The sequence below is a fragment of the Arthrobacter sp. 10N410 genome, assembly GCF_056394945.1.
In genome coordinates, this window is the sequence record NZ_JBFTIP010000002.1 from 619,383 (window position 1) to 641,962 (window position 22,580).

Sequence of the window (22,580 nt, forward strand, 5' to 3'; positions counted from 1 at the left end):
GGGCGTAAGCTCGTGCCATGGCGAGATATTTCGATGTGCACCCCGACAACCCGCAGCCGCGATCCATCACGCAGGTGGTGGAGATGGTCAAGTCCGGCGGCCTGATCGCCTACCCGACCGACTCCTGCTACGCCCTCGGCGCACAGCTGGGAAACCGGGACGCGCTGGACAGGATCCGCGCCATCCGGCACCTGGACGATAAGCACCACTTCACTCTGGTCTGCAAGGACTTTGCCCAGCTCGGCCAGTTTGTCCAGATCGACAACGACGTGTTCCGCAGCATCAAGGCCGTGACGCCGGGCAGCTACACCTTCATCCTGCCCGCTACCAAGGAAGTGCCGAAGCGGCTGCTGCACCCCAAGAAAAAGACGGTCGGTGTGCGCATCCCGGACAACAAGGTGGTCCAGGCGCTGCTGGCCGAACTCGGCGAGCCATTGCTCTCCAGCACGCTGCTGCTCCCGGACGAGGAAGAGCCGCTGACCCAGGGCTGGGAAATCAAGGAGAGGCTGGACCATGTGGTGGACGCCGTCATTGACTCCGGGGACTGCGGAGCCGAGCCGACAACCGTCATTGATTTCTCCAGCGGCGTCGCCGAGGTCGTCCGCCACGGCATGGGCGATCCGTCGAGGTTCGAATAACGCCGGGAACAGCGACCGCCGGCTTGGCCCGGCGGGTACTTGCCGCGACGCCCCCGGCCCCCTAGTGTTCGGATCATGGCCGCGCCCGGGGGAAACGCACGCTGTCGACAACGCATGACGCCGACGCTGCTGTCCGTGGCGTGCCTCGTCATTGGGGCGGTGACGGCGGGCTGCGGTTCGGCTCCGCCGGCGGAGCCGGCCGGCGAGCCAGCACTGACCAAGCTGCCGGCAGCCTCGGCCGCGGCCGGGACGGGAGCCGGACTGTCGCCGGGCATGACCCTGGCGCCGGCGCCGCCCGTTCCGCCAGCCCCCGCCCGGCACGGTGCAGATGAATGCCTGCCGCAGCATGCCGGGGTCGCCGCGGCCAACGGGCCCCTTGAGTGCCAGTACTTCACTTCAGGCTCGATGATGCCGGCCTCTGTGCCCCGGGGTCCGGGACTGAGTTCCGGCGACTACGCCGTAAGGTTCAGCAGCGTGGGTGGCCACGCACTGATGACAGTGCGGATCCGCTGCGCTTCGTACGTGGTCAGGGTCGGCATTGCCGGCGAAACAATCACACCGGACCCGCGGACACTGGAAAGCTTTGTGGGCACGTGCAACTTCCCGTGGGACCAGGAACAAGCACGGATGAAGCGATACCTTCAGGCTCCGCTTCAGTTTGCGCGCCGGGAAAGCGGCATTGTGCTGCACAACCCGGAATGGGGAGTCACGCTGTTCGGCACCCCGTACGAGGCCGCCTGATCCCCCAGACCCCTCCTCCCGGGCCCGTGCCCGCACGTCCGGCCGGAACCTTCAGCAGGGTCGGTCAAATGTCAGCCCCCGGGGCTACACTTTAATTCGAACATATATTCGAAAAAGGGTGTGTTGTGGGCGTAATCATCGGGCCCCGCGTGATAGATGCGGGCACTTCCCTGCTGTCGGTCCTGGTCTCGCCGGTGGCGGTCGCCGCCGGCTATCCGTCGCCGGCGCAGGACTACTTTGACGGCAGGATCGACCTCAACGAGCACCTGATCAAGGACATCACCAGCACCTACGTCGTGCGGGTGTCAGGGGACTCGATGGAGGGCGCCGGCATCAGCGACGGGGACGAGTTGATCGTCAACCGGGCGCTCGAGCCGCGCGACGGGTGCGTCGTCGTCGCCGTCCTCGACGGCGAACTCACCGTCAAGCGCCTCCGCGTCACCCCGTCAGGCGTGGTCCTGCAGGCGGACAACCCGCGCTACCCCGACATCCGGGTCCCCGCCCTCTCCGACCTGGTCATCTGGGGCGTCGCCACCCGGTGCCTGCACCATGTCTGAGACCAATGTCTGAGCCCCATGCCTGAGGCCCGGCCCGGCGGCAGTATTGCCCTCGTGGATGTGAACTGCTTCTATGCCAGCGCCGAACGCGCGTTTGATCCCTCACTGGAGGGCAGACCGGTGGTCGTGCTGTCCAACAACGATGGTTGCGCCGTCACCCGTTCGCCCGAGGCAAAGGCCCTCGGCATCCCGCTCGGGGAACCGTGGTTCAAACTCGCCCCGCGGGCCAAGGAGTGGGGGCTCGTGGCCAAGTCCAGCAATTACGAGCTCTATGGCGACATCAGCGCGCGGGTGATGGAACTCCTGGGCCGGTATTCGGCCTGGCTGGAGGTCTACAGCATTGACGAGGCCTTCCTGGGCGTGCGCGGAAACCCGGAGGAACTGCTGCTGCTGGGGCAGGCCATGAAGACGGCGGTCCGGCGGAACGTCGGTGTTCCGGTGTGCGTCGGCATTGCCGGGACCAAGACCCTGGCGAAACTGGCCAACAAGTGGGCCAAACACAACCCGGCGTTCGACGGCGTCTGCCACTGGGATTCCGTTCCCGCCGACCGGCAGGAACGTCTCATGGCCGGCCTGTCCGTGATCGAGCTCTGGGGCGTTTCCACGCGCCTGACCAAACGGTTGAACGCGCTGGGGATCCATACCGTGCTTGACCTTGCCAGGGCGGACCCGGTCCGGATCAGGGACCGTTTCTCGGTGGTGCTTATGCGCACGGTCCTGGAACTGCGGGGGACGCCCTGCATCCCGCTCGAAGAGGAACACATCGGCCGCGACCAGCTGATCTTCAGCAGGTCGTTCGCGACGCCGATCAGCACACCGGCCGGAATGCGCCAGGTCCTCGGGATCTACGCGCAACAGGCCAGCGCCCGGCTCGCCCGGCACGGCCTGCAGGCCAAAGTCCTGACTGCTTTTGCCGCCACATCCCACTACAACCCCCGGGACAGTTCGCATCCCTCGGTGTGTGTTTCGCTGCCGATGCCCACCGCGGACCCGGTGCTGCTGGCCAGGGCTGCCTACGCCCTGCTCCCCCGGATCGACGACGGCGTCAAGTATGCGCGGGCCGGCATCATGGTGACCGACCTGCGCCCGACAGCCAACCAGGCCCCGCTGGCCGTGTTCGAGAACCCGCATGAGGAGCGCGGCATCGGCCCGCTGCTGGAGGAGGTCAGCCGGAAGTACGGCCGGGGCTCCATCGGTCTGGGCCACGCCGGAATCCGCGGCGGCCCCGACTGGACGATGAAGCGCGACATGCTCTCCCCGCGCTACACAACCCACTGGGACGAACTCCCCGTGGTCAAGGCCGCCTGACGGCGCCGGCACGAAGGTAGGACCGGGGCACCGGGGCGCGGGAGCACGGGAGCACCGCAGTGCGCCATGCCGCCCGGACTCCGGCGCGCAGCGCCGCCCTGATCGATCAGGCCGTGGTCCGGACCCGCTGCAGGAAGGAATCCAGAATCCGTCCGGCGTTCTCACCTAGCCGGTCATCGACCGCCGGACTCTGCGGTCCCGCCACGTGCAGCCGATCCCACAGCAACAGGAGGGCCGCCAGCACCTCGGAGAGCCCCGTATCCGCCTCCGCGCGCCGCCGCAGCAGCCGGAGGTGCGCCGCCTGCAGGGCCGGTCCCGGAGAGCAGGCCAGGTCGCGGCTGAAGAGGCGGCGGCAACGGTCATAGGCGGACAGGCCCTCGACCGGGAGGCCCGCGATTTCATACGCCGCCACCAGGGCCAGCCAGGCCCGTTCATTCAGCGGCTCCAGCCGGACGGCCGACTGCGCCCAGCGGATCCCGTCATCGTGACGACCCAGGAGCGTTGCCGCCTCGGCGGCGGAGATCATGGCCGCCACGCGTTCGGCGGCGTGACGAGTACGGGCTTCGTCGGCCCAGTCGGCGACGAGTTCAAAACCGAGGAGAGGCTTGGCGGAGAGTTCCAGCGCTTCGACCAGGAACCGATAGGCCCTGGCCGGCGCGGCAAGGTCAGCTGCGCTGAGCAGGCAGCGGAAGCGCGAGAGGTCCAGGTCCACGAGGCCGGGATCGAGCACGTATCCGCTGTTCGCGGTCCGGAGTGGTCCCGTTTTGGTCTGTCCCGGCTGGATTGCCCGGCGGATGCCGCTGACATAGCTCTCCAGCGTGGCCACGGCCCCGTCGCTGGCACTTGGCCCCCAGAGGATTTCGATCAGCCGGGTCTTGGAGACCGGCGTGCCCAGGTTCAGCAGGAGAATTTCCAGAATGTGCCGCGGCTTGCAGCCGCCCAGATCCGCGGACGTGAGTGCCACACCCTCACGGCGGACTTCCAGTGATCCAAAAAGCTGAACCGATATGGCTGGTGCTGTTGCCGGCAAGTTGTGCATGATGTTCTCCGATTTCCCGGGCCCCGTTGCAATCGCGTTGGTCAAAGACATGCCGCCTCCCGGAGCCACCGTGACACGGTGGCCCGGAGGCAGCAAGCGTAGGAAACTACCCGATTTTCGGGAGGCCAAAAGTCGGGTAGGGGCATCCGTCCGTTGAGTACGCACCCCCGAGGAAATACAGGTAGCCGGCAGCCTGGCCAAGTAGCTTCCGGGGGCAAGCAGGGCTCCTTCAAGTAGCCCTGCACCCTCACCCGGGTCTGTCGCGCCGGGCCGTCGTTCGCTCCACGTCCCCCTCGGAGCGTCCGGGAATTTCGGCTGAAGACCCCGCCGGCACACCGGCGCCATGTGCCCGTAACGGGAGCAGAATTGAAGCAGGCAACTTCACTTCCACAGCCGCGTCAAGGTCTAAGAGGGTGCGCTATGAACACCGGGAATGTTCGCGTCACGCTGCTGCTGGCGGCGGTCCTGCTGGGTGCCGCGGGATGCGCCCCGGGAGGCGGGAGCACGGCTCCGGCGAGCGCATCCGCGACAGAGGGCATGCAGATGGGCTCCGGCGCCTCCGGCGGGCCGCCCGGCAGTTCGTCCGCGGCGGCGGCGACGGCGGCGATCACCGTGCGCGACTTTGCGTACGGCACGCCGCTGGTCGTCGCCGCCGGGGCGCAGGTCACCGTGACGAACATGGACAGCGCCGAGCACACGGTCACCGCGGACGACGGCCCGGCGTTCGACGTCGACGTCAAGGGCAGCGGCGGCACCGCCACCTTCACCGCGCCGTCAAAGCCGGGAACGTACGCCTATCACTGCACCTTCCACCCCGGCATGCACGGAACGCTGACGGTCAAGTGAACGTCCCGATCCGCAGTGGGACGCGGGGGCGGGACCTGGCCCTGCGGTCGCTGACGGCCGTGGCCCTGCTGATCGACGCCGGGGTCCACCTCCATCTCGCACCCGGCTACCAGGCCGGATCCCCGCAGGGTATCGGCCAGGGCACCCTCTTCCTGCTCGAATCCGCGGCGGCGGCGCTCGCCGCCCTGGCCGTGCTCCTGCGCGGCAGCAGGACCGCCTATGCGTTCGCCTTGCTCGTGGCGTTGAGCGCCTTCGCTGCCGTCGTGTTCTACCGCTACGTGGACCTGCCCGCATTCGGCCCGTTTCCGGCCATGTACGAGCCCGTCTGGTACCCGGAGAAGACGGTCAGCGCCATTGCGGAGGGTGCCGGAGTTGCGCTGGCGGGCATCGGCCTGGCTTGGACCCGGCACGCCGGCCAGCCCTCGCCGGCCGGCCCGCCAGTCCGCCGCCGCCCTGACCGACCCCCGAGCTGAGAAGTGCGTTGTTAGCATTGGGGGCGAGGTGACCATGCCCCACAGATTCCCGCGCCGTGCGGCGGCCGACGTGACCGCCGCCGTGGCTGCCTACCTCGGGGCCGGCAGCTGGCTCGCATCCCTTGGCTCCCCCGGCGTCACTGCCGGTGTCCTGGCCGTCGGGGCCGGCGCCGCCGTGCTCGTCCGTACGGCCGGGTCCATCCTGCTGCGGGAGCCCCGCGTGTGCACGCCGGCCGACCGCGTCACCCTGGTCCGCGCCGTGCTGGTGGCGTGTTGCGCTGCCCTCACGGTCGCCGGCATCCTTGGCCGGCAACCGCCCGCCGCGGTCCTCGTCTTCCTGGGCGCCGCAGCCTTCGCGCTCGACGCCCTGGACGGTCCTGTGGCGAGGCGGACCAGGACCGCGTCCGCGGCGGGAGCGCGCCTGGACACCGAGACCGATGCGGCGCTCACCCTGGTGCTGTCCTGCGCCGCCGCGGTGTCCACCGGGGCGTGGGTCCTACTGACCGGACTCATGTACTACGCGTTTGCCGTCGCGGGCAGGTTCCGTCCGGGCCTGCAGAAGACTCTTCCCCCGTCGCCCCTCCGCAAGGCCATCGGTGCGCTTCAGCCCTTTGCCCTGTTGCTGGCCCTGACGCCGGGTGTCCCGTCCGCGGCGGGCACGACCGCGCTCCTCGTGGCGCTTGCGCTCCTACTCTTCTCGTTTGGCCGTGACACCGCCGCGCTGGAGCGGCTGCACCGCTCCGGCCCCGCTGCTGCCGCTACTCCGGGCACCTTCAATAGCTGAAGTACCGGTGCTACCTTGCAGTGATGGACACTCGAACCGAATCAATCCCGGTGTTGGACCTGGGTGCGGCGAGAAACGACGACGGTTCATTCAACCCCGCCTTTGTTGCCGACCTCCGCGACGCCAGCCACCGGGTGGGCTTCTTCCAGTTGATCGGCTATGGCGCCACCGGCGCGCAAGTCGATGAGCTCTTCGACGTCACGCGCCGGTTTTTCAATCTTCCGGAAGCGGACCGGCTGGCGCTGGACAACCGCAAGTCGCCGCATTTCCGCGGCTACACGCGGCTCGGCCACGAAGTGACGCAGGGACGGCCGGACGCACGGGAACAGCTGGACTTCGGTCCCGAGCGCCCCGCCCTGCGCGACTACCCGGCCGAGCAGCCGTACTGGCTGATCCAGGGGCCCAACCTCTGGCCGGATAAGGCCCTCCCGGAGCTACGCACCGTCGCCATGGCCTGGGCCGACCGAATGTGCGTGGTGGGCGCGGAACTGCTGCGCGCGATCGCGGTCTCGCTGGACCTTCCGGAAGACCACTTCGCCGCCGCCTTCGAGGGGACACCCGCGTGGATGGCCAAGCTCACGCACTACGTCGGCGGCGTGGTCCCGGCGGCCGGAACCCAGGGCGTCGGTGCGCACGCCGACTACGGCTTCGTCACCCTCCTGCTGCAGGACCGTGTGGGCGGCCTGGAGGTGCGGCCGCACGGCAGCGACGACTGGATTCCGGTGGCGCCGCTCGAAGGGGCCCTGGTGGTGAACCTGGGCGAAATGCTGGAGGTTGCGACCCAGGGGTACCTCTCGGCGACGATCCACCGGGTGCAGGCGCCGCCGCCCGGCGTCGACCGCTATACGGTTCCGTTCTTCTGGTCGCCGCGGCTGGACGCCGTCATCGATCCGGTCCCGCTGCCGCCGGCCCTGGCGGCGCAGTCCCGCGGGCTTTCGGACGATCCGGACAACCCGATGCTCGCCTCCTACGGGGCGAACGTACTCAAGGGCTGGCTCCGCGCCCACCCCGAGGTCGCCAGGCTGCACCACCCCGAACTGGTCCAGTAAGAGGGTCCGTTTCTAGTCCTTGCTCCGGGCCCGGCTGGGCTGCACCCGCGGCGGCTCGCCGGGCATTTTCGGGAAGTCGGGCGGGAAGGGAAGCTCGCCGAGACCCGCGGCCACGTCCCGTTCCCACCACCCGAGCAGGGCCTCGATGGAGCCTGGGCTGGCATGCATGTCCGCCCACGGATCCCCGGTGGCCTTGAGCCGGGCGGGAACGGTGGCGACGGTGAAGTCCTTGGGGTCCGCGCCGTCCAGCTCGTCCCACTCCAGCGGGCAGGATACGGTGGCGGCGGGCAGCGCCCGCGGGCTGTAGGCCCCGGCCATGGTGCGGTCACGGTTGGCCTGGTTGAAGTCGATGAACACCCGCGTGCCGCGTTCCTCCTTCCACCACGCTGTGGTGACCTGCTCCGGCATCCGGCGCTCGAGTTCGCGCGCGGCGGCGATGACAGCGTGCCGCACCTCGAGGAACTCATGCGCGGGCTCGATCGGTGCGAAGACGTGGAGCCCGCGGTTGCCGGAGGTCTTGATGAAGGCCGTCAGCCCCGCTTCGGCCAGCACCTTGCGCAGTTCCTGGGCCGCCGGCACGGCGTCCCGGAAGCTGGTGCCCGGCTGCGGGTCAAGGTCGATCCGCAGCTGGTCCGGGTTGTTCGGGTTCGCAGCCCGCGACGCCCACGGGTGGAAGACCACAGTGTTCATCTGCACCGCCCACACCGCGGCGGCTATCTCATCGATCACCAGCTGGGGATGCGACCGGCGGCTCGGATAGACCACGTCCACGGCCCGCACGAAGTCTGGGGCCCCTTTGGGCGGGTTCTTCGAGAAGAACTGCTCGCCGTCGACGTCGCCGGAGAACCGCTGCAACGTGATGGGGCGGCCGCCATTAGCGGCCAGGAATGCGTCCCCGACGGCGACCATGTAGTGGGCCAGGTCCAGCTTGCTCAGGCCCGCTTCGGGCCACAGCAGCCTGCTGGGACTGGAGATCCTGACTTCCCTGCTGCCGTCTGGTCCCGCAACGGAGACCGTCGTTTCTTCCCGCGCCATGAGGATCAAGCTACCCCGGGGCGCTGTCCAAGGAAAGGAGGCAGCGTCAGGGCCGGCGGACGGTCTTGTAGATTTCGAACCAGACCACCCCGGCGGCCCCGGCCACGAGCGCCAGCAGCCAGTCCCCCGGCCCCAGCGGCCCCAGGTCGAAGGCGCCGCGCAGCCCCGGGACGCTCAGCAGCACCACCAGGAACAGCGCCGCACCGCCGACCACCCACTTCAACGTCCGGTTCCGGCGCTCGCGGAACGTCCGCCAGACCGGCAACCGCCAGGACCGGTTCACCAGGATCAGCGACAGGTTGCCGATGACCAGGGTGGCGAAGGAGACCGAACGGACGACGTCGTCCGCCTTCCCGCTGCCGATGCTCCAGAGGTAGACGCCGACGACGGCCGCCAGCACGGCGAGCCCCTGGCAGGCGGCGATGACCAGGACCCGGCGGCCGAAGATGCCCTGGCCGGCCTTGCGCGGCGGCTGGTCCATGATCGCCGGGTCGATCTCCTCGGCTTCGAAGACCACGGAGCACGCCGGGTCGATGATGAGTTCCAGGAACGCGATCTGGACCGGCAGCAGCACCAGCGGCCACTCGCTGACGAAAACCGGCAGCAGGGACATGCCGACGATCGGGACGTGGACGGCGATGGTGTACGCCAGCGCCTTGCGCAGGTTGTCGAAGATCCCGCGGCCCTGGCGGATGCCGCCCGCGATGGAACTGAAATCGTCGTCGGTGATGACCAGGTCCGCGGATTCGCGGGCCACATCGGTGCCGCGCGCGCCCATGGCGATGCCAATGTCCGCCGCGCGCAGGGCCGGGGCGTCGTTGACGCCGTCGCCGGTCATGCCGACCACCTCGCCGTTGACCTTGAGGGCACGGATCAGCCGGAGTTTCTGCTCCGGCACCATCCGTGCGAACACGCTGACGGTCCGGATGCGCCGGGCCAGTTCATCATCCGCCATGGCCTCGAGCTCGGGGCCTGTGATGACGCCCGCGCCGTGGTCCAGGCCGATCTCGCGGGCGATCGCCAAAGCCGTTCCGGGATAGTCCCCGGTGATCATCACGGTCCGGACCCCCGCCCGCGCGCAGGCCGCGACGGCGTCGGCCGCGCCAGGCCGCAACGGGTCGTTCAGGCCCACGAGGCCGAGGTACTCAAAGTCGAAATCACGCTGGAATTCCGGCAGGCTCCCGGCCCGGTCGAACACGGCGCGCGCCACGGCGAGGACCCGTTGGCCGCCGGCGGTGGCCGTCTCGACTTCGGAGGTGAGGACCGCAAGCTGGGCCGGGTTCAGGCGGCACAGCCTGGCAATCGCTTCCGGGGCACCCTTGGCGGCCACGACGTAGCGGTTTCCGTCGGGCGCGCGCCAGACGTGCGAGAGGGCCAGCAGGCCTTCGGAGAGCGGGTACTCCCGCACCAGTTCCCAGTCGGCGTGCAGGTGTTCGCTGTCGGCGAGGTACTTCGCGCCCACCGCTTTGAAGGCCTTGTCCATCGGATCGAAAGGATCCACCGGGGAGGCGAGCACACCGAACTCCGCGATCGCGTGGAAGGCCTCCGGCAGCGGCCGGTCGTCGACGGTGAAGCTCTGTCCCCCGACCACCAGCTGGCGCACGGTCATGCTGTTCAGGGTCAGGGTACCGGTCTTGTCTACGCAGATGACGGTCGCCGCACCCAGGGCCTCGATCACCGGCGAGCGCCGGGTCAGCACATGCTTTTGCGACATCCGCCACGCGCCGAGGGCCAGGAACACGGTCAGCACCACCGGGAACTCCTCGGGCAGCATCGCCATCGCGGTCGCGATGCCGGCCAGCAGTCCTTCCAGCCAGTTCCCCCGGGTCAGCCCGTACACGACCACGACGACGGCGGCGGCCGCCAGGCCGAACACGGCCACATACCGGACCAGCCGGTCGATTTCCCGTTGCAGCGGGGTGGGTTCCTGTTCGATGGAGCGCAGGGCCGAGCCGATGCGGCCCAGTTCGGTGCCCGCTCCCGTCGCCTTGACCAGCGCCAGGCCGTGGCCCTTCACCACCAGGGTGCCGGAGAAGATCCAGGGCGTCGCGTCCCCGCCTGGCCGGCCCAGCGCCTCCGCCGCGGCAAGGGCCGCGTCCGGTACCTTGCGGACCGGGACCGACTCCCCGGTCAGGGCGGATTCGTCCGCCGCGAAGTTGCGGGCCTCCAGCAGCACCGCGTCGGCCGGCACCCGGTCCCCTTCGGCGAGCACGGCGAGGTCCCCGCGCACCACCTCGCGCCCGGGGATGCGTATCTGCTCCCCGTCGCGGACCACGAGTGCGCGCGGGGAGGACAAATCCCGGAGGGCTGCGAGGGCGTTCTCGGTCTTGCGCTCCTGATAGATGGAAATACCGATCACCACCACGACGAAGGACATCAGCAGCACGCCGTCGAGCAGTTCGGCCAGCAGGAAGTTCACGGTCCCGGCGACCAGCAGCAGGAGCAACATGGGCTGGCGGATCACGGCCCAGCTCTGCTGCAGGAGATTGCGCGGCTTCGCTGTCGGAAGCTCGTTCGGCCCCTCGGCCGCCAGCCGCCGGGCTGCCTCCGCTGCGGAGAGCCCCTCCGCGACGGCGGCGGCCGGTCCGGGTGTCATCAGAGCCAGGCGGTCCGGCGCAGCGGGGGTTCGGCGCCACCGGCGCGCTGCACCAGGACTTGGTTCACTCCCGTGGTTCCGGCCTCGAATCCCAGCGCACTGGCGGCCATATAGAGCCGCCAGACCCGGGCCCGGCCCGGACTGCTGGCCCGAACGGCCTCGTCCCAGTGGCGTTCCAGGTTCTGCACCCATGCCCGCAGGGTCAGCGCGTAGTGCGGGCGCAACGCCTCGACGTCGAGCACTTCCAGGCCGCTGGCCTCCAGGGCGCCGATCATCTCGGTGAGGCTGAGCATCTCGCCGTCCGGGAAGACGTAACGCGGGATGAAGGAGTTCGGATCGGGGTCGGTCGGTCCGGCGTTCCAGGAGATGGCGTGGTTCAGCAGCCGGCCGCCGGGGCGGAGCAACCCGTGCAGCCGGGAGGCGTAGTGGCCGATCTGTTCGCGGCCCACATGCTCGGACATGCCGATGGAGCTGATCGCATCGAACGGTCCGTCCGACACGTCGCGGTAGTCCTGGATCCGGATCTCGACCCGGTCCGTCAGCCCTGCTTCCGCCACCCGTTTCCGTGCCAGTTCCGCCTGCTCGGCGGACAGGGTGACGCCGACGACGTCGGCCCCGTAGCGTTCAGCGGCGTGGATGGCGAAGCTGCCCCAGCCGCAGCCAACGTCCAGCACCCGCATGCCTGGCCGGAGTCCGAGCTTGCGGCAGACCAGATCAAGTTTTGCTTCCTGCGCCGCGTCCAGGCCCGTCCCGGGAGTGTCCCAGACCGCGCAGGAGTAAACCAGGGACGGGCCAAGCACGAGGGCGTAGAAGCTGTTCCCGACGTCGTAGTGGTGCGAGATGGCGGCGGCGTCGCGCCTGCGGGAATGCCGCCGGCCCTTGCGCGCCACGCGGGCCTCCTCGGGGGGCGGGGCCGGGTTCGGTCCCAGCGCGCCGAGCCGCACCGCGGCCGCGGCCAGGGTCCCCAGTTCCCGGACGGTGGGGCGCCGGAACGGCCCGGGCTCGGCGAATTTCCCCGCCGAGCTGAGGGCGGCGAAACTGGCAAAGATGTCGCCGGGCGCCTCAATCTCGCCGGCGACGTAGGCCCGGCTCAGGCCCAGCTGGCCGGGCGAGAAGAGGATCCGCCGCAGCGCCCGGCGTGAGTGGAACACCAGCAGCGGGGCGCCCTCCGGTCCGGCTTCCGAACCGTCCCAGGCGCGCAGCCGGAGCGGAATGTCCGTGGTACCGAGCACGATGGCCAGCGCAGCGGCCAGCCGCGACGCGGCTCCAGCAGTAGTCGACATGGTTCTTTCCTCTCAGCCGGTGGCTTGCCCCAGCCCCAATCTATTGGCAACCGGGACACCCGAACAGGGGCCGGACGTCCCGGAATCGCGCGCTTCGGCAACGGGCCGCGGGCCGCTCTGGTGCTCGCCGCGGCCGGTGATTAGGGTGGCAGACATGGCTGAGGCATTTTCGTCCCTCGTGGACGCGTTCAAGAACGTGGGGGTGTCCCGGGCGTACGGCGCTCCCGTGCAGCTCGACGGCGAGGAACTGATCCCCGTGGCGCTGGTGTCGTTCGGGTTCGGCGGCGGGAGCGCCCCGGCCTCCGAGGACGCTCCCGCGGGGTCCGGCGGCGGGGGCGGCGGCTTCGTCCTGCCGCTTGGCGTTTACGCCCGCAGCCGGGGCGGCCGCGTCGTGTTCCGGCCCAACCCGGTCGCGGTGTTGCTCGGCCTGGCACCGGTGGTCTGCGCTGTTGGTTTGATGCTGCGGGCTGTGTCACTGCGGGGACTCCTGCATGGCCGCCGCTGAACTCGCGCTGACCATCGACGTCGACGGCACGGCAGTATCCGGGATCTACGCCAGGCCGCCGAGACCCGCCGCGACTCTTGTCGTCGCCCACGGCGCAGGCGCCGGGATGGAGCACCCGTTCCTTCGGGGTTTCACCGCGGCCTTGAACGACGACGGCGTCGCAACGCTGCGGTTCAACTTCCCGTACCGCGAGGCGGGCCGGAAGTTCCCGGACCGGCCGCCGGTGGCCATCGCGGCCTGGCGGGCGGCGATGGCCGCGGCCGCTGCCCGTTCCGAGGGCGAACCGCTCTGGGCCGCCGGGAAGTCCTTCGGCGGCCGGATGGCGTCGATGGCGGTCGCGGAGGGCATGCCCGCGGCCGGTCTGGTGTACCTCGGCTATCCGCTGCATCCGCCGGGCAAACCGGAGAAACTGCGTGACGGACACCTCTACGGGCTCACCGTGCCGATGCTGTTCCTCCAGGGCACCAGGGACACCTTCGCCACCCGCGGGCTGCTGGAGTCCGTGGTGGAGCGCATCGGCCCGGCCGCGACGCTGCAGTGGCGTGAGGGCGGGGACCATTCCTTCGCCGTGGCCGGGGCGAAGCGGTCGCCGGAAGAGATCGGGGCGGGCCTTGCGGCCGCAGTGGCGGATTTCATCCGGCTGCACAGCGCCGACCGGACCGCCGAGGGCGCCCGGTGAAAGGGACGGAGGTGCCGGGCACCCGCACCGGCCGGCCGGGATCACTGGGCGACGGCGACGTCCCCGCGTGGTGGCAGCGGCTGGGGTTGCCGGGGCTGATCGACATCCACACACATTTCCTCCCCGAGCGGATGCTGCGGCGGGTCTGGGCGCATTTCGATGAGGCCGGACCCCTGGTGGGCCGGCCCTGGCCGATCACCTACCGCACGGACCAAGACAGCAGGTTGGCCCGGCTCCGGCAACTGGGGGTCCGACGCTTCACCGCCCTTACCTACGCGCACCGGCCCGGGATGGCGGCGGACCTCACGGACTTTGCCCTGGACCTCGCCTCGGCTGAGCCGGACTGCGTGCCCAGCGCCACGTTCTACCCGGAGGACGGCGTGCTGGGGCAGGTCGAGTCTGCCCTCCACCGCGGCGCGCGCGTCTTCAAGATCCACGCCCAGGTGGGCGGTTTCGACCTGCGCGAGCCGGTCCTGGACCCGGTCTGGGGACTCCTCGCGGACGCGGCCGTTCCCGTGGTGGTGCATGTGGGCAGCGGCCCGGTGCCGAGGGCCGGGTTCACCGGCCCGGACAAGCTTGAGGGCGTGCTGCGCCGGCATCCCGGGCTCACCGCCGTCGTCGCGCATCTGGGCACGCCGGAATACGGGGAATTCCTTGCCCTGGCCGAAAAGTTCCCGCGCGTCCACCTCGACACCACGATGGCGTTTACCGACTTTTTTGAAGAGGTGGCCCCGTTCCCGGCCAGGCTGCTGCCGAGGCTCGCGGAATTTGCGGACCGGATCGTGCTCGGCAGCGACTTCCCGAACATCCCGTACCCCTACGCGCACCAGCTTGAGGCACTCGAACGGCTCCGCGACAAGGAGCCACGGCTCGACGACGACTGGCTGCGGGCGGTGTGCTGGTTCAACGGCGAACGGCTGATCGGCAGCTGATCCCCAGTTGTTCCGGTTGCGGGCAATGGTTCCCATAACGGCTCCGAGGCTGAATGATGGTGCCCATGAGCAAACCATATGAAGCGTCCCGGCGCGTCGAATCCAGCAATCCCGAGGCAGTGGCAACAGCGGTCCGGGAGGCCACCCACGAACTCCGCGACGAACTTCAGCGCGACGGGATCGAGGTCAGCTTCCAGGACCTGGCCCTGCTGGGCCATTCGGAATCCTGGGACGGCGAAGGCCAGCGCTGGGTCCACGTTGCCTGGGAGGGCGCCGAGGCCGGGTAGCAAGGGTACCCACCGGCGGGCCCCGGGACTAGCATCCGCTCATGATGACGAAGCTTTTCGCCTACCTCAGCTACCAGGATGCCCCTGCCGCGCTGGACTGGATGGAGCGGGTCGGGTTTGAGGTCGTCCGCCGCGAGGACGGGGCCGGGGGCCGGGTCGTCCATGCGGAAGTCCGCCTCGGCGGTGCAGTGCTGGCACGGGTGCTGGACCCGCAAGGACAGGAGTGGAACGCCGGGACGTATGAACCCGGTCTTTCCGGGGCTTGACGGAGCTGCGGGGGTCGGCCCCGGCCGTCACATCCTGCTCTTGACCCTGGCCGTCGCGGGTGCCGTCCAGGGATCCTCAGGCCAGGGATGCTTCGGGTAGCGGCCGCGCATCTCCGCCCGGACCTGCGCGTAGGGCCCGGACCAGAAGGATGCCAGATCGTCGGTCACCGCGAGCGGCCGTCTGGCAGGCGAGAGCAAGTGGAACAACACCGGCACGCGGCCATCCACCAGCCGCGGCGTCTGATCCCAGCCGAAGCACTCCTGCAGCTTGACCGCGACCACCGGCCGGCCGCCGTCGTCATCCGCCTCGGGGTAATCGATCCGCACCCGCGAGCCGCTGGGTACCTCCAGCGCCTCCGGAGCCAACTCCCCCAGCCGTCCCGCTTCGGGCCAGGGCAGCAGCCGCCGCAACGGTTCGGCCAGGCCGATGCCGCTCGTTGCGGCACCGGCGGCCAGGGCCTCGAGCTCCGGCGCCAGCCACTCGTCCAGCCGGGCCAGCAGGGCGGGCTCTGACATGTCCGGCCAGGGTTCGCCCAGTTCGCGGTGCAGCAGGGCCAGGCGCCGGCGCAAGGCGTCCGCCGCCGCCGACCAGCCGATCGTCTGCAGCCCTGCCTGCGCCAAGGCGCGGGCCACCGCGGCGCGGCCTTCCGCCGCGGACGGACGCACCGGCGTCGAGGAGAGCACGATCGCGCCCAGGCGGCGTTCCCGGCGGGCGGTGACCCGGCCCTGGCCGAATCCTGCCTCCACGGTGTCGCTGAGCAAATGCCGCGCGGCGGCCTCCGCGGCCTCCGCCGTCAGCGGCGCGGCGGACCGGATGACCGCGCCGGTTCCGGCCGCGTCTTTCCCGTCGGCGCGCGAAACCTCGGCAACGGCGAGCCACTCGTGGCCGGCCAGGCGGCTGCCGCCCGGGAGCCCGGCACGGGTTCCGGAGGACAGCAAGTAGCGCTCGTCCGGTCCCGGGACCCGGCGCGCCACCCGGTCCGGGAACGCGAGGGCGACGACGAATCCGGTGCCGTCCGTGCCGGCTGCGGGCGCCGTCGGCAGCGACGCCACGCTGCCGGACTGCGGCTGGCGGGCAATGGCCTCCATCCGCCGGACGTCGTCCGCCCAGCGACGGGACCCCGGGTCGTTGCCGGAGCGCAGGGCGCTCAGTAGTCCGGGCAGGTCGGCGCCGGGGGCGCGTTGTCCGCCGGCGACGACGGCGACGGCCTCCGCCGCGGTGCGGTGCCCCACGGCGGCGGCGCCGTCCAGCAGGGCGCGGGCGAGCCGCGGATCCGCCGGAATCCGGGCCAGCGTCTTGCCGAGCTCCGTGGCCAGGCCCGCGGGTCCCACCGCGCCGAGTTCGCGCAGCACTTCGACGGCCTCGTCCATCGCGGCCCTGGGCGGGGCGTCCGGGAGTGCCAGCCCGCTGCCGCCCGGCGAGCCCCAGCAGGCCAGCACCAGGGCTGCGCCCGTCAGGTCGGCGACGGCAATCTCCGGGGTCTGATGGGCAGGGGCGGCTCCGTAGCTCTTCTGGTCATAGCAGCGGACCACGCGTCCGGGGCCCAGCCGGGCGGCCCGTCCGGCGCGCTGTTCGGCGGAGGCCCGGGAACAGGACACGGTCACCAGGCCCGTCATGCCGCGCCCCGCGTCCCGCCGCGGTTCGCGGGAGAGGCCGGAATCGACCACCAGGCGTACGCCCGGCACCGTCAGGGAGGACTCGGCGAGCGCGGTGGAGACGATGATCCGAGCGGGTTCGCCGGGGCTGCGGCCGGATACGGCCCGGTCCTGAGTGGCCGGGCCCACCTGGCCGTGCAGCTCCAGCACCTCTGCCGTCACCCGGCCGCGCAGCCGGGCGGCGACGTGGGAGACCTCCCGCGCACCCGGGACGAAGACCAGGGCATCGATGTCCTCTCCGGCGGCGAGCGCCGCGGCGTGGGCGTCAGCGGCCGTATCCGCCACATGGTCCAGGAACGCGCGCGTCACTCCCCGGGCGTCCAGGCGGGCGGCCGGGGCGGGCGTCCACTGGACCTCGAGCGGGTACAGCGCGGAAGGACAGCCCACAACGGGAGCCGCGCCGCCGCCGTCGTGCCCGCCGGCCCCTGCGCCGCGCCCCTCCGGCAAGGTGTCCGACGGCGGCGTCGTGTCCCCCAGCAGGGCGGCGAAGCGCGGCGCGTCCAGGGTGGCTGACATGGCGACGAGCGTGAGGTCCCCGCGCAGCTGCCGGACCTCGGCGAGCATGCCGAGCAGCAGGTCGGTCTCCAGTCCCCGTTCGTGGACCTCGTCGAGCACCACCGCATCGGTGCCCTCCAGCCCGGGATCGGCGAGGAGGCGGCGCAGCAGGATGCCGGGAGTGACGAACTCGATCCAGGTGCCGGGGCCGGCCTGGCGGTCGCCGCGGACCGTGTAGCCGACGCGCCCGCCCAGCGGGCTGCCGTCCAAAGCGGCGAGGCGCCGGGCCGCGGAACGCGCGGCGACGCGGCGCGGCTGGGTCACCACGATGCGCGGGGCGCGCACACCGGCGCCGTGGGCAAGGTTGGCCAGCAGCGGCGGGACCAGGGTGGTCTTGCCCGTACCCGGGGGCGCCTCGACCACCGACGTGCCCGCCGGGGATCCCGCCTGCAGGGCCTCCGCGAGCTTGCCCAGGGAAGCGGCAAAGACCAGACCGGTTCCAATGGAGCCGAGATCGAAGGGCTTGTCCGCCGGGTTGGGAGCAGTGGGCGTTGGAGTCACTCCTCCATTGTCCCCCGCCGCGCCTGGCGGCAGTTCTGCGGGCCCATCCTGCCTGCCCGGCCCGCCCTGTATCGCTTCAACGCCTAGGCTGCGGCGCGGCGGGAGGGGAAACTACGGAAGACTGGGACTTCTCAATCACAAAGGTGGCACCCCATTGATTAATCTCCAGCAGGACGCCGAGGGCTTCATCCGGATGAACCGGCACTTCCCCGCCAGCACGCCCATCACCATCACCTTCGCCGACGGCTCCACCGAAGAAGTCGCCGGCCGGCAGCTGAACGCGGCCTACGACGACGCACTCGCCGAGTACCGCGCGCAGAACCACTTGGACGCCAAGGGCTTTTCCCGTGCGCCCAAGAAGAGAGTCGATCCGGGCAACAAGATCGAATTCGTCCGCGTGCACCCCGGCATGGCCGGCTAGCAGCGCCGGGGAGGGAGGCCCTGCCAGTACCTGTACCAGCAGGGACTCCCCCGCCGCCGCGGCAGGCAGTTGAATGGAACCGTGAGCCAGCGCCTCGCCGCTGGAGCAGTCCCTTTCCGGAGCTGCGACAAAAGCTGGACCAGAAAAAGTGTCCCGCTTCGGAACAATCCACCCCGGCAGGGTGTTGGCTCATACTGTGGCCCCGGACGGCATGCCGTCCGGCCACAGCGCCATCGTGGGCCGGCAGGTTCAGAGGCGCCCCCCAAGCCCCTGGACCTACTCCTCTCCCCCACGACCGCGACTTTCGAACCGACTCTTACTGGAGAAGAATGCTTACTGTAAACGCTTACGCCGCCCCGTCCGCCACGGAGGACCTCGTCCCCACCACCATCGAGCGCCGCGACGTCGGCCCGCACGACGTCCTGATCGAGATCAAGTTCGCCGGGATCTGCCACTCGGACATCCACACGGTCCGCGGCGACTGGGGACCGCAGTCCTACCCGCTCGCTCCCGGCCATGAGATCGCCGGCATCGTGACCGAGGTCGGCTCGGCCGTCACCAAGCACGCCGTCGGTGACCGCGTCGGCGTCGGCTGCATGGTGAACTCCTGCGGCGAGTGCGCCAACTGCCAGGCCGGCGAGGAACAGTACTGCCTCAAGGGCAACACCGGCACCTACGGCGCCGTGGACCGCGACGGCACGATCACCCAGGGCGGCTATTCCACCCACGTCGTCGTGACCGAAGACTTCGTGGTGAGGATCCCCGAGGGCATCGAGCTCGACGTCGCCGCTCCCCTGCTGTGCGCCGGCATCACCACCTACTCGCCGCTGCGCCACTGGAACGCCGGCCCCGGCAAGAAGGTCGCCGTCGTCGGGCTCGGCGGGCTTGGACACATGGCTGTCAAGATCGCCCACGCCATGGGCGCCGAGGTCACGGTCCTCTCGCAGTCCCTCAAGAAGCAGGAAGACGGCTTGCGCCTCGGCGCGGACCACTACTTCGCCACGAGCGACGAGAATACCTTCACCGAGCTCGCCGGCACCTTTGACCTGATCATCAACACCGTGAGCGCCTCGATCGACATCAGCTCCTACCTGCAGTTGCTGCGCCTCGACGGCACCATGGTCAACGTGGGCGCCCCGGCCGAGCCGCTGCCGGTCAACGCGTTCGCCCTGATCGGCGGCCGTCGCTCCTTCGCCGGCTCGATGATCGGCGGCATCCGCCAGACCCAGGAAATGCTGGACTTCTGCGCCGAACACCACCTCGGCGCCGAGATCGAGGTCATCCCGGCCGAGAAGATCAACGAGGCCTACGAGCGCGTGCTGGCTTCCGACGTGCCCTACCGCTTCGTGATCGACACCGCGACCCTGGTCTAGTTCCGGGGAGCTTTTCCGCGCTGCGGTTCCGGACGTACGACGCGCAAACGGTCCGGCGCTATGGGGATTCCCGTGGCGCCGGACCGTTTCCGTATCACCAGGCGGTTTCCGCCGCGGAAACCCGCCCCGGCAGCGGTTCAGCCATCACCCGCTGCACGCCCCGGAACCGCCACCCCTTGCCGGTTACGGCCCGTGGGAGGAAGATGTCGGGCACATCAGGGAGGCCCGCCATGATCCAGCTTGGCAAGTTTGAGACACTCCGCGACACCCTCGGCCGGCACCTACGTCTGAGGGTCCGGCAGGGAGCGCCCAACGGCCCGCACCCGGCCCCGCCTCGGCGACCGGCACAGGGACCTGCGGCGGCGGCCCTGTTCCGGGTGATCCAGCTGGCGCTGCTCCCGGCAGGGACAGCGGGCTACCTCTGGGCACTGCCCAAGCTGCTGGTCTACAGCCGGCGGACCGGAGTCTCGGCCACCCTGCTGGCTTCTCTCCACACGCGGTTCATGCAGCACCGGCTGGGCACCAGGGATGATGAGCCGGCCGAGCGGCTCATGATGGTCATGCCCAACGTTTCCCGGACGGGTTTCAGCCTGGTCGCGGCCCCAACGATCGCCGCCCACGGTGCGACCGGCTACGTTCCCAGGGTCTACCGCTACCCCTACGAGGGCGAAGCGCCGTTGAGGCACCAGGATTCGGCACGGACGAGCTTTTTTGATGCTGCCCTCCAGCGCCATCTTCCCGGCGTGGGCCAGCTGGTCATCCTCGGGGCGGGCTTCGACACCCGCGCCTTCCGGTTCTCCGGAGCCGACCACGTGCGCTGCTTCGAGGTGGACAAGCCCCTGACCCAGGCCTTCAAGCTCGGCATGCTGAAGCGTGCCGGACTGTCCACACAGCTGGCGAGCTACGTCGCCGCCGACCTCCGGGCGCAGGATTGGTGGAGCAAGCTCCTGGCCGCCGGTTTCGACCCCGACCGGCCGGCGTTCTTCCTCTGGGAGGCTGTGACCATGTACCTGGACCGCGCTTCCGTCGAGGCGACGCTCCGCCGGATCGGCGGTGGAGCCGCCGGCAGTGTGGTCAGTTTCGACTATTTCGCCGCCCAGACCCTTGCGTCCCGCTCGCCCTACATGCGCTACGGCCGCGCCGCCGCAGCCTTTGCCGGCGAGCCCCTCGACTTCGGAATCGACAGCACTCCCCCGGCACGGGATCGCGCCGTGGAGTTCCTCCGGCCCTTCGGCCTTGCCATGGAGGAACACCGAAATTTCGGCAAAGAGACCCGACGGCGGGGCGCGCCGGCCGGTTTCGTCACCGCCGTCGTCGGCCAAGCAGGGTAACCCGGCCGGAAAGGAACTGTTCACCTTTCGACGGCCTTCCCGTCGTCCGGATATCACCATCCGGAAACGCCGCCGCAATAAAGCGGGTGCAAGCTGGAGGGGACTCCCAAAGGGTGTCTCGTTATAAGAGGTTGCTAGAGAGAGCAGGGCTGCCGTGAATCCCCTAATCATCCTGACCGCGGCCACCGGCCCACGCGAGGGCGCCCGCCCGGGCACCGCGATACGGCCCATCCAGGCAGCCGACCTCCCTGAGCTGTCCGTAATGTACCGGGACTCCTATGCGGACGGCCTGCCGCAGCCCGAGGACCGCGCCGTCGGCTGGATCGACGCCCTGCTCGGTGGAGCCCACGGCCGGCACGTTCCGGAGGCATCCGCGGTCAAAGCAGCCCCCGACGGACAACTTGCGGCCGCCATCATCGTCACCGAGCCGGCCCCGGGCAGCGAGGGCGACTGGGACAGCGAGATCGCCGAACTCTTTACCCACCCCGACCATCGCCGGCAGGGTCTGGCGGAGGAACTGCTTGGCCACTGCCTGCACACCCTGCATGCCTTGGGCCGCACCCGGGTGGCGGTCACGGTGGACAGCGGAAATTCGGCGGCGCTGGCGCTCTACCTGTCCAGGGATTTCCGCCGGCTGTCCAACGACGACGGCGACTGAGGGCCCCGCCGGGTTCCTCCCCCGCCGGGTTCCTTCCCCGCCGGATGAAGGTGGTGCTAGCTTGTCCGGATGGACGTCCTCGACTGGCTGCTCGATTCCGACCCCGCCATCCGCTGGCAGGCCCTGCGCGACTTGACGGGCGCGGGCGCGGACGAACTGTCCGCCGAGCGGGCCCGCGTCGCTGCGCAGGGGTGGGGCGCCCGCCTGCTCGGGCTGCAGGCCGACGACGGGCAGTGGGACGGCGGCACGTACTTCCCGGCGCCATTCGATGAATCCGAGCCGGGCCAGCCCTGGACCGCGACGACCTACAGCCTGCTGCTGCTCCGCGAGTTCGGGCTCGACCCCGGCAGCGAGGCAGCGCGCAACGCCGTCGCGCGTGTCCGGCAGAACAGCCGCTGGGAGGAAGCCGGCCAGCCGTTCTTCGAGGGCGAAGTGGAGCCCTGCATCAATGGGATGACCGTCGCGCTCGGTGCCTACTTTGGCGAGGACGTCGATGGCGTCGTGACGCGGTTGCTGGGGGAACAGCTCGACGACGGTGGCTGGAACTGTGAGGCGGAACGCGGGTCCACGCGATCCTCCTTCGACACCACCATCAACGTCCTGGAAGGGCTGCTGGAGTACGGGCATGCAACCGGCGGCACTCCCGAGGTCACCGCGGCGCGGCGGCGCGGCGAGGAATACCTGCTCGAACGCGGCCTCCTCCGCCGCAAGAGCACCGGCGGGTTGATCGACCCGGCGTGGCTGCAATTCTCCCACCCGGTCCGTTGGCACTACGACGTGCTCCGCGGCCTGGACTACCTCCGGGCCGCCGGGGCTGCCGTGGATGAGCGGACGGCCGAGGCAGTGGGCGTGGTGCGGTCCAAGCGGCAGCCCGACGGGACCTGGCACCTTGAGAACAGCCATCCGGGGCGGATCCACTTCCCGCTGGACGAGGGTGACGGCCGCCCGAGCCGCTGGAACACCCTGCGGGCCATGCGGGTCCTGGACTGGGCCGAACGCTCCTAAGGTGTTTGTAACTTCGATGGAATTATGGCTAAATTTGGGTGTAGGCATCGGAGTTTTTTGGG

23 protein-coding genes are annotated in these 22,580 nt (G+C 70.1%); 18 read left to right on the forward strand and 5 right to left on the reverse strand.

Going from position 1 to position 22,580, the window contains the following annotated elements; translation table 11 throughout:
* Positions 1–17: 17 nt before the first annotated feature.
* The 4 genes from AC1DB8_RS07280 (at position 18) to AC1DB8_RS07295 (ending at position 3,244) form a co-directional block, all read left to right on the forward strand.
* The gene (locus AC1DB8_RS07280) at positions 18–638 is read left to right on the forward strand and encodes an L-threonylcarbamoyladenylate synthase (protein ID WP_441418646.1); all 621 of its coding nucleotides are present in this window, start codon (positions 18–20) and stop codon (positions 636–638) included.
* A 114-nt stretch (positions 639–752) separates the two neighbouring features.
* The gene (locus AC1DB8_RS07285) at positions 753–1,379 is read left to right on the forward strand and encodes a hypothetical protein (RefSeq protein WP_441418645.1); all 627 of its coding nucleotides are present in this window, start codon (positions 753–755) and stop codon (positions 1,377–1,379) included.
* A gap of 125 nt (positions 1,380–1,504) precedes the next feature.
* Positions 1,505–1,936 carry a LexA family protein gene (locus tag AC1DB8_RS07290; RefSeq protein WP_441418644.1) on the forward strand — a complete coding sequence of 144 codons (432 nt, stop codon included), beginning with the start codon at positions 1,505–1,507 and terminating at the stop codon, positions 1,934–1,936.
* Positions 1,937–1,954: 18 nt separating this feature from the next.
* The gene (locus tag AC1DB8_RS07295) at positions 1,955–3,244 is read left to right on the forward strand and encodes a Y-family DNA polymerase (RefSeq protein WP_476892610.1); all 1,290 of its coding nucleotides are present in this window, start codon (positions 1,955–1,957) and stop codon (positions 3,242–3,244) included.
* Positions 3,245–3,350: 106 nt separating this feature from the next.
* Here the strand turns inward: AC1DB8_RS07295 and AC1DB8_RS07300 are convergent, their stop codons facing one another.
* Positions 3,351–4,208: an AfsR/SARP family transcriptional regulator gene (locus tag AC1DB8_RS07300; protein ID WP_476892611.1), complete on the reverse strand. Its 858-nt coding sequence runs from the start codon at positions 4,206–4,208 to the stop codon at positions 3,351–3,353.
* A gap of 495 nt (positions 4,209–4,703) precedes the next feature.
* On the opposite strand from AC1DB8_RS07300, the gene AC1DB8_RS07305 reads away from it, so the two are divergent.
* From AC1DB8_RS07305 to AC1DB8_RS07320, 4 genes are read left to right on the forward strand one after another with little or no spacing between them, the layout of a single operon-like run.
* Positions 4,704–5,129 (forward strand): cupredoxin domain-containing protein, encoded by a 426-nt coding sequence (locus AC1DB8_RS07305; protein WP_476892612.1) that lies wholly within the window; start codon positions 4,704–4,706, stop codon positions 5,127–5,129.
* Positions 5,126–5,602: a hypothetical protein gene (locus AC1DB8_RS07310; protein WP_476892613.1), complete on the forward strand. Its 477-nt coding sequence runs from the start codon at positions 5,126–5,128 to the stop codon at positions 5,600–5,602. The genes AC1DB8_RS07305 and AC1DB8_RS07310 overlap by 4 nt, the downstream gene beginning before the upstream one ends.
* 34 nt (positions 5,603–5,636) lie before the next feature.
* Positions 5,637–6,386 (forward strand): CDP-alcohol phosphatidyltransferase family protein, encoded by a 750-nt coding sequence (locus tag AC1DB8_RS07315; protein ID WP_476892614.1) that lies wholly within the window; start codon positions 5,637–5,639, stop codon positions 6,384–6,386.
* 23 nt (positions 6,387–6,409) lie between these two features.
* On the forward strand, positions 6,410–7,435 hold the full coding sequence (locus tag AC1DB8_RS07320; RefSeq protein ID WP_476892615.1) for an isopenicillin N synthase family dioxygenase: 1,026 nt from the start codon (positions 6,410–6,412) through the stop codon (positions 7,433–7,435).
* 12 nt (positions 7,436–7,447) lie between these two features.
* On the opposite strand, the gene ligD is transcribed toward AC1DB8_RS07320, so the two are convergent.
* From ligD to AC1DB8_RS07335, 3 genes are read right to left on the reverse strand one after another with little or no spacing between them, the layout of a single operon-like run.
* A complete protein-coding gene (ligD, locus tag AC1DB8_RS07325; RefSeq protein ID WP_476892616.1) occupies positions 7,448–8,470 on the reverse strand; it encodes a non-homologous end-joining DNA ligase in 1,023 nt (340 codons plus the stop codon).
* Positions 8,471–8,516: 46 nt separating this feature from the next.
* Positions 8,517–11,066 (reverse strand): cation-translocating P-type ATPase, encoded by a 2,550-nt coding sequence (locus AC1DB8_RS07330; protein ID WP_441418636.1) that lies wholly within the window; start codon positions 11,064–11,066, stop codon positions 8,517–8,519.
* Positions 11,066–12,349, reverse strand: a complete 1,284-nt coding sequence (locus AC1DB8_RS07335; protein ID WP_441418635.1) for a class I SAM-dependent methyltransferase — start codon at positions 12,347–12,349, stop codon at positions 11,066–11,068. Before AC1DB8_RS07335 ends, AC1DB8_RS07330 begins: the two co-directional genes overlap by 1 nt.
* Before the next feature lie 154 nt (positions 12,350–12,503).
* Between AC1DB8_RS07335 and AC1DB8_RS07340 the strand changes: the two genes are divergently transcribed.
* The 5 genes from AC1DB8_RS07340 to AC1DB8_RS07360 all read left to right on the forward strand — a co-directional run bounded on the left by AC1DB8_RS07340 (position 12,504) and on the right by AC1DB8_RS07360 (position 15,018).
* A complete protein-coding gene (locus AC1DB8_RS07340; protein WP_441418634.1) occupies positions 12,504–12,854 on the forward strand; it encodes a hypothetical protein in 351 nt (116 codons plus the stop codon).
* Positions 12,841–13,533: an alpha/beta hydrolase family protein gene (locus tag AC1DB8_RS07345; protein WP_476892617.1), complete on the forward strand. Its 693-nt coding sequence runs from the start codon at positions 12,841–12,843 to the stop codon at positions 13,531–13,533. The genes AC1DB8_RS07340 and AC1DB8_RS07345 overlap by 14 nt, the downstream gene beginning before the upstream one ends.
* Entirely contained in the window at positions 13,530–14,465 is a 936-nt protein-coding gene (locus AC1DB8_RS07350) for an amidohydrolase family protein (RefSeq protein ID WP_476892618.1), read from the forward strand. The genes AC1DB8_RS07345 and AC1DB8_RS07350 overlap by 4 nt, the downstream gene beginning before the upstream one ends.
* 65 nt (positions 14,466–14,530) lie before the next feature.
* A complete protein-coding gene (locus AC1DB8_RS07355) occupies positions 14,531–14,752 on the forward strand; it encodes a hypothetical protein (protein WP_441418631.1) in 222 nt (73 codons plus the stop codon).
* Positions 14,753–14,793: 41 nt separating this feature from the next.
* Complete coding sequence (locus AC1DB8_RS07360) at positions 14,794–15,018, forward strand: VOC family protein (protein ID WP_441418630.1); 225 nt, start codon at positions 14,794–14,796, stop codon at positions 15,016–15,018.
* A gap of 27 nt (positions 15,019–15,045) precedes the next feature.
* On the opposite strand, the gene AC1DB8_RS07365 is transcribed toward AC1DB8_RS07360, so the two are convergent.
* The gene (locus AC1DB8_RS07365; protein WP_476892619.1) at positions 15,046–17,730 is read right to left on the reverse strand and encodes an ATP-dependent RNA helicase; all 2,685 of its coding nucleotides are present in this window, start codon (positions 17,728–17,730) and stop codon (positions 15,046–15,048) included.
* A 154-nt stretch (positions 17,731–17,884) separates the two neighbouring features.
* Here AC1DB8_RS07365 and AC1DB8_RS07370 point away from each other — a divergent pair, with 154 nt between their 5' ends.
* The 5 genes from AC1DB8_RS07370 (at position 17,885) to AC1DB8_RS07390 (ending at position 22,518) form a co-directional block, all read left to right on the forward strand.
* On the forward strand, positions 17,885–18,151 hold the full coding sequence (locus AC1DB8_RS07370; protein ID WP_441418628.1) for a hypothetical protein: 267 nt from the start codon (positions 17,885–17,887) through the stop codon (positions 18,149–18,151).
* A 329-nt stretch (positions 18,152–18,480) separates the two neighbouring features.
* Positions 18,481–19,524: an NAD(P)-dependent alcohol dehydrogenase gene (locus tag AC1DB8_RS07375; protein WP_476892620.1), complete on the forward strand. Its 1,044-nt coding sequence runs from the start codon at positions 18,481–18,483 to the stop codon at positions 19,522–19,524.
* Between the two features lie 230 nt (positions 19,525–19,754).
* Positions 19,755–20,855 carry a class I SAM-dependent methyltransferase gene (locus AC1DB8_RS07380; protein WP_441418627.1) on the forward strand — a complete coding sequence of 367 codons (1,101 nt, stop codon included), beginning with the start codon at positions 19,755–19,757 and terminating at the stop codon, positions 20,853–20,855.
* Between the two features lie 154 nt (positions 20,856–21,009).
* Positions 21,010–21,513, forward strand: a complete 504-nt coding sequence (locus AC1DB8_RS07385) for a GNAT family N-acetyltransferase (RefSeq protein WP_441418626.1) — start codon at positions 21,010–21,012, stop codon at positions 21,511–21,513.
* Between the two features lie 69 nt (positions 21,514–21,582).
* On the forward strand, positions 21,583–22,518 hold the full coding sequence (locus tag AC1DB8_RS07390) for a prenyltransferase/squalene oxidase repeat-containing protein (protein ID WP_441418625.1): 936 nt from the start codon (positions 21,583–21,585) through the stop codon (positions 22,516–22,518).
* Positions 22,519–22,580: the final 62 nt, after the last annotated feature.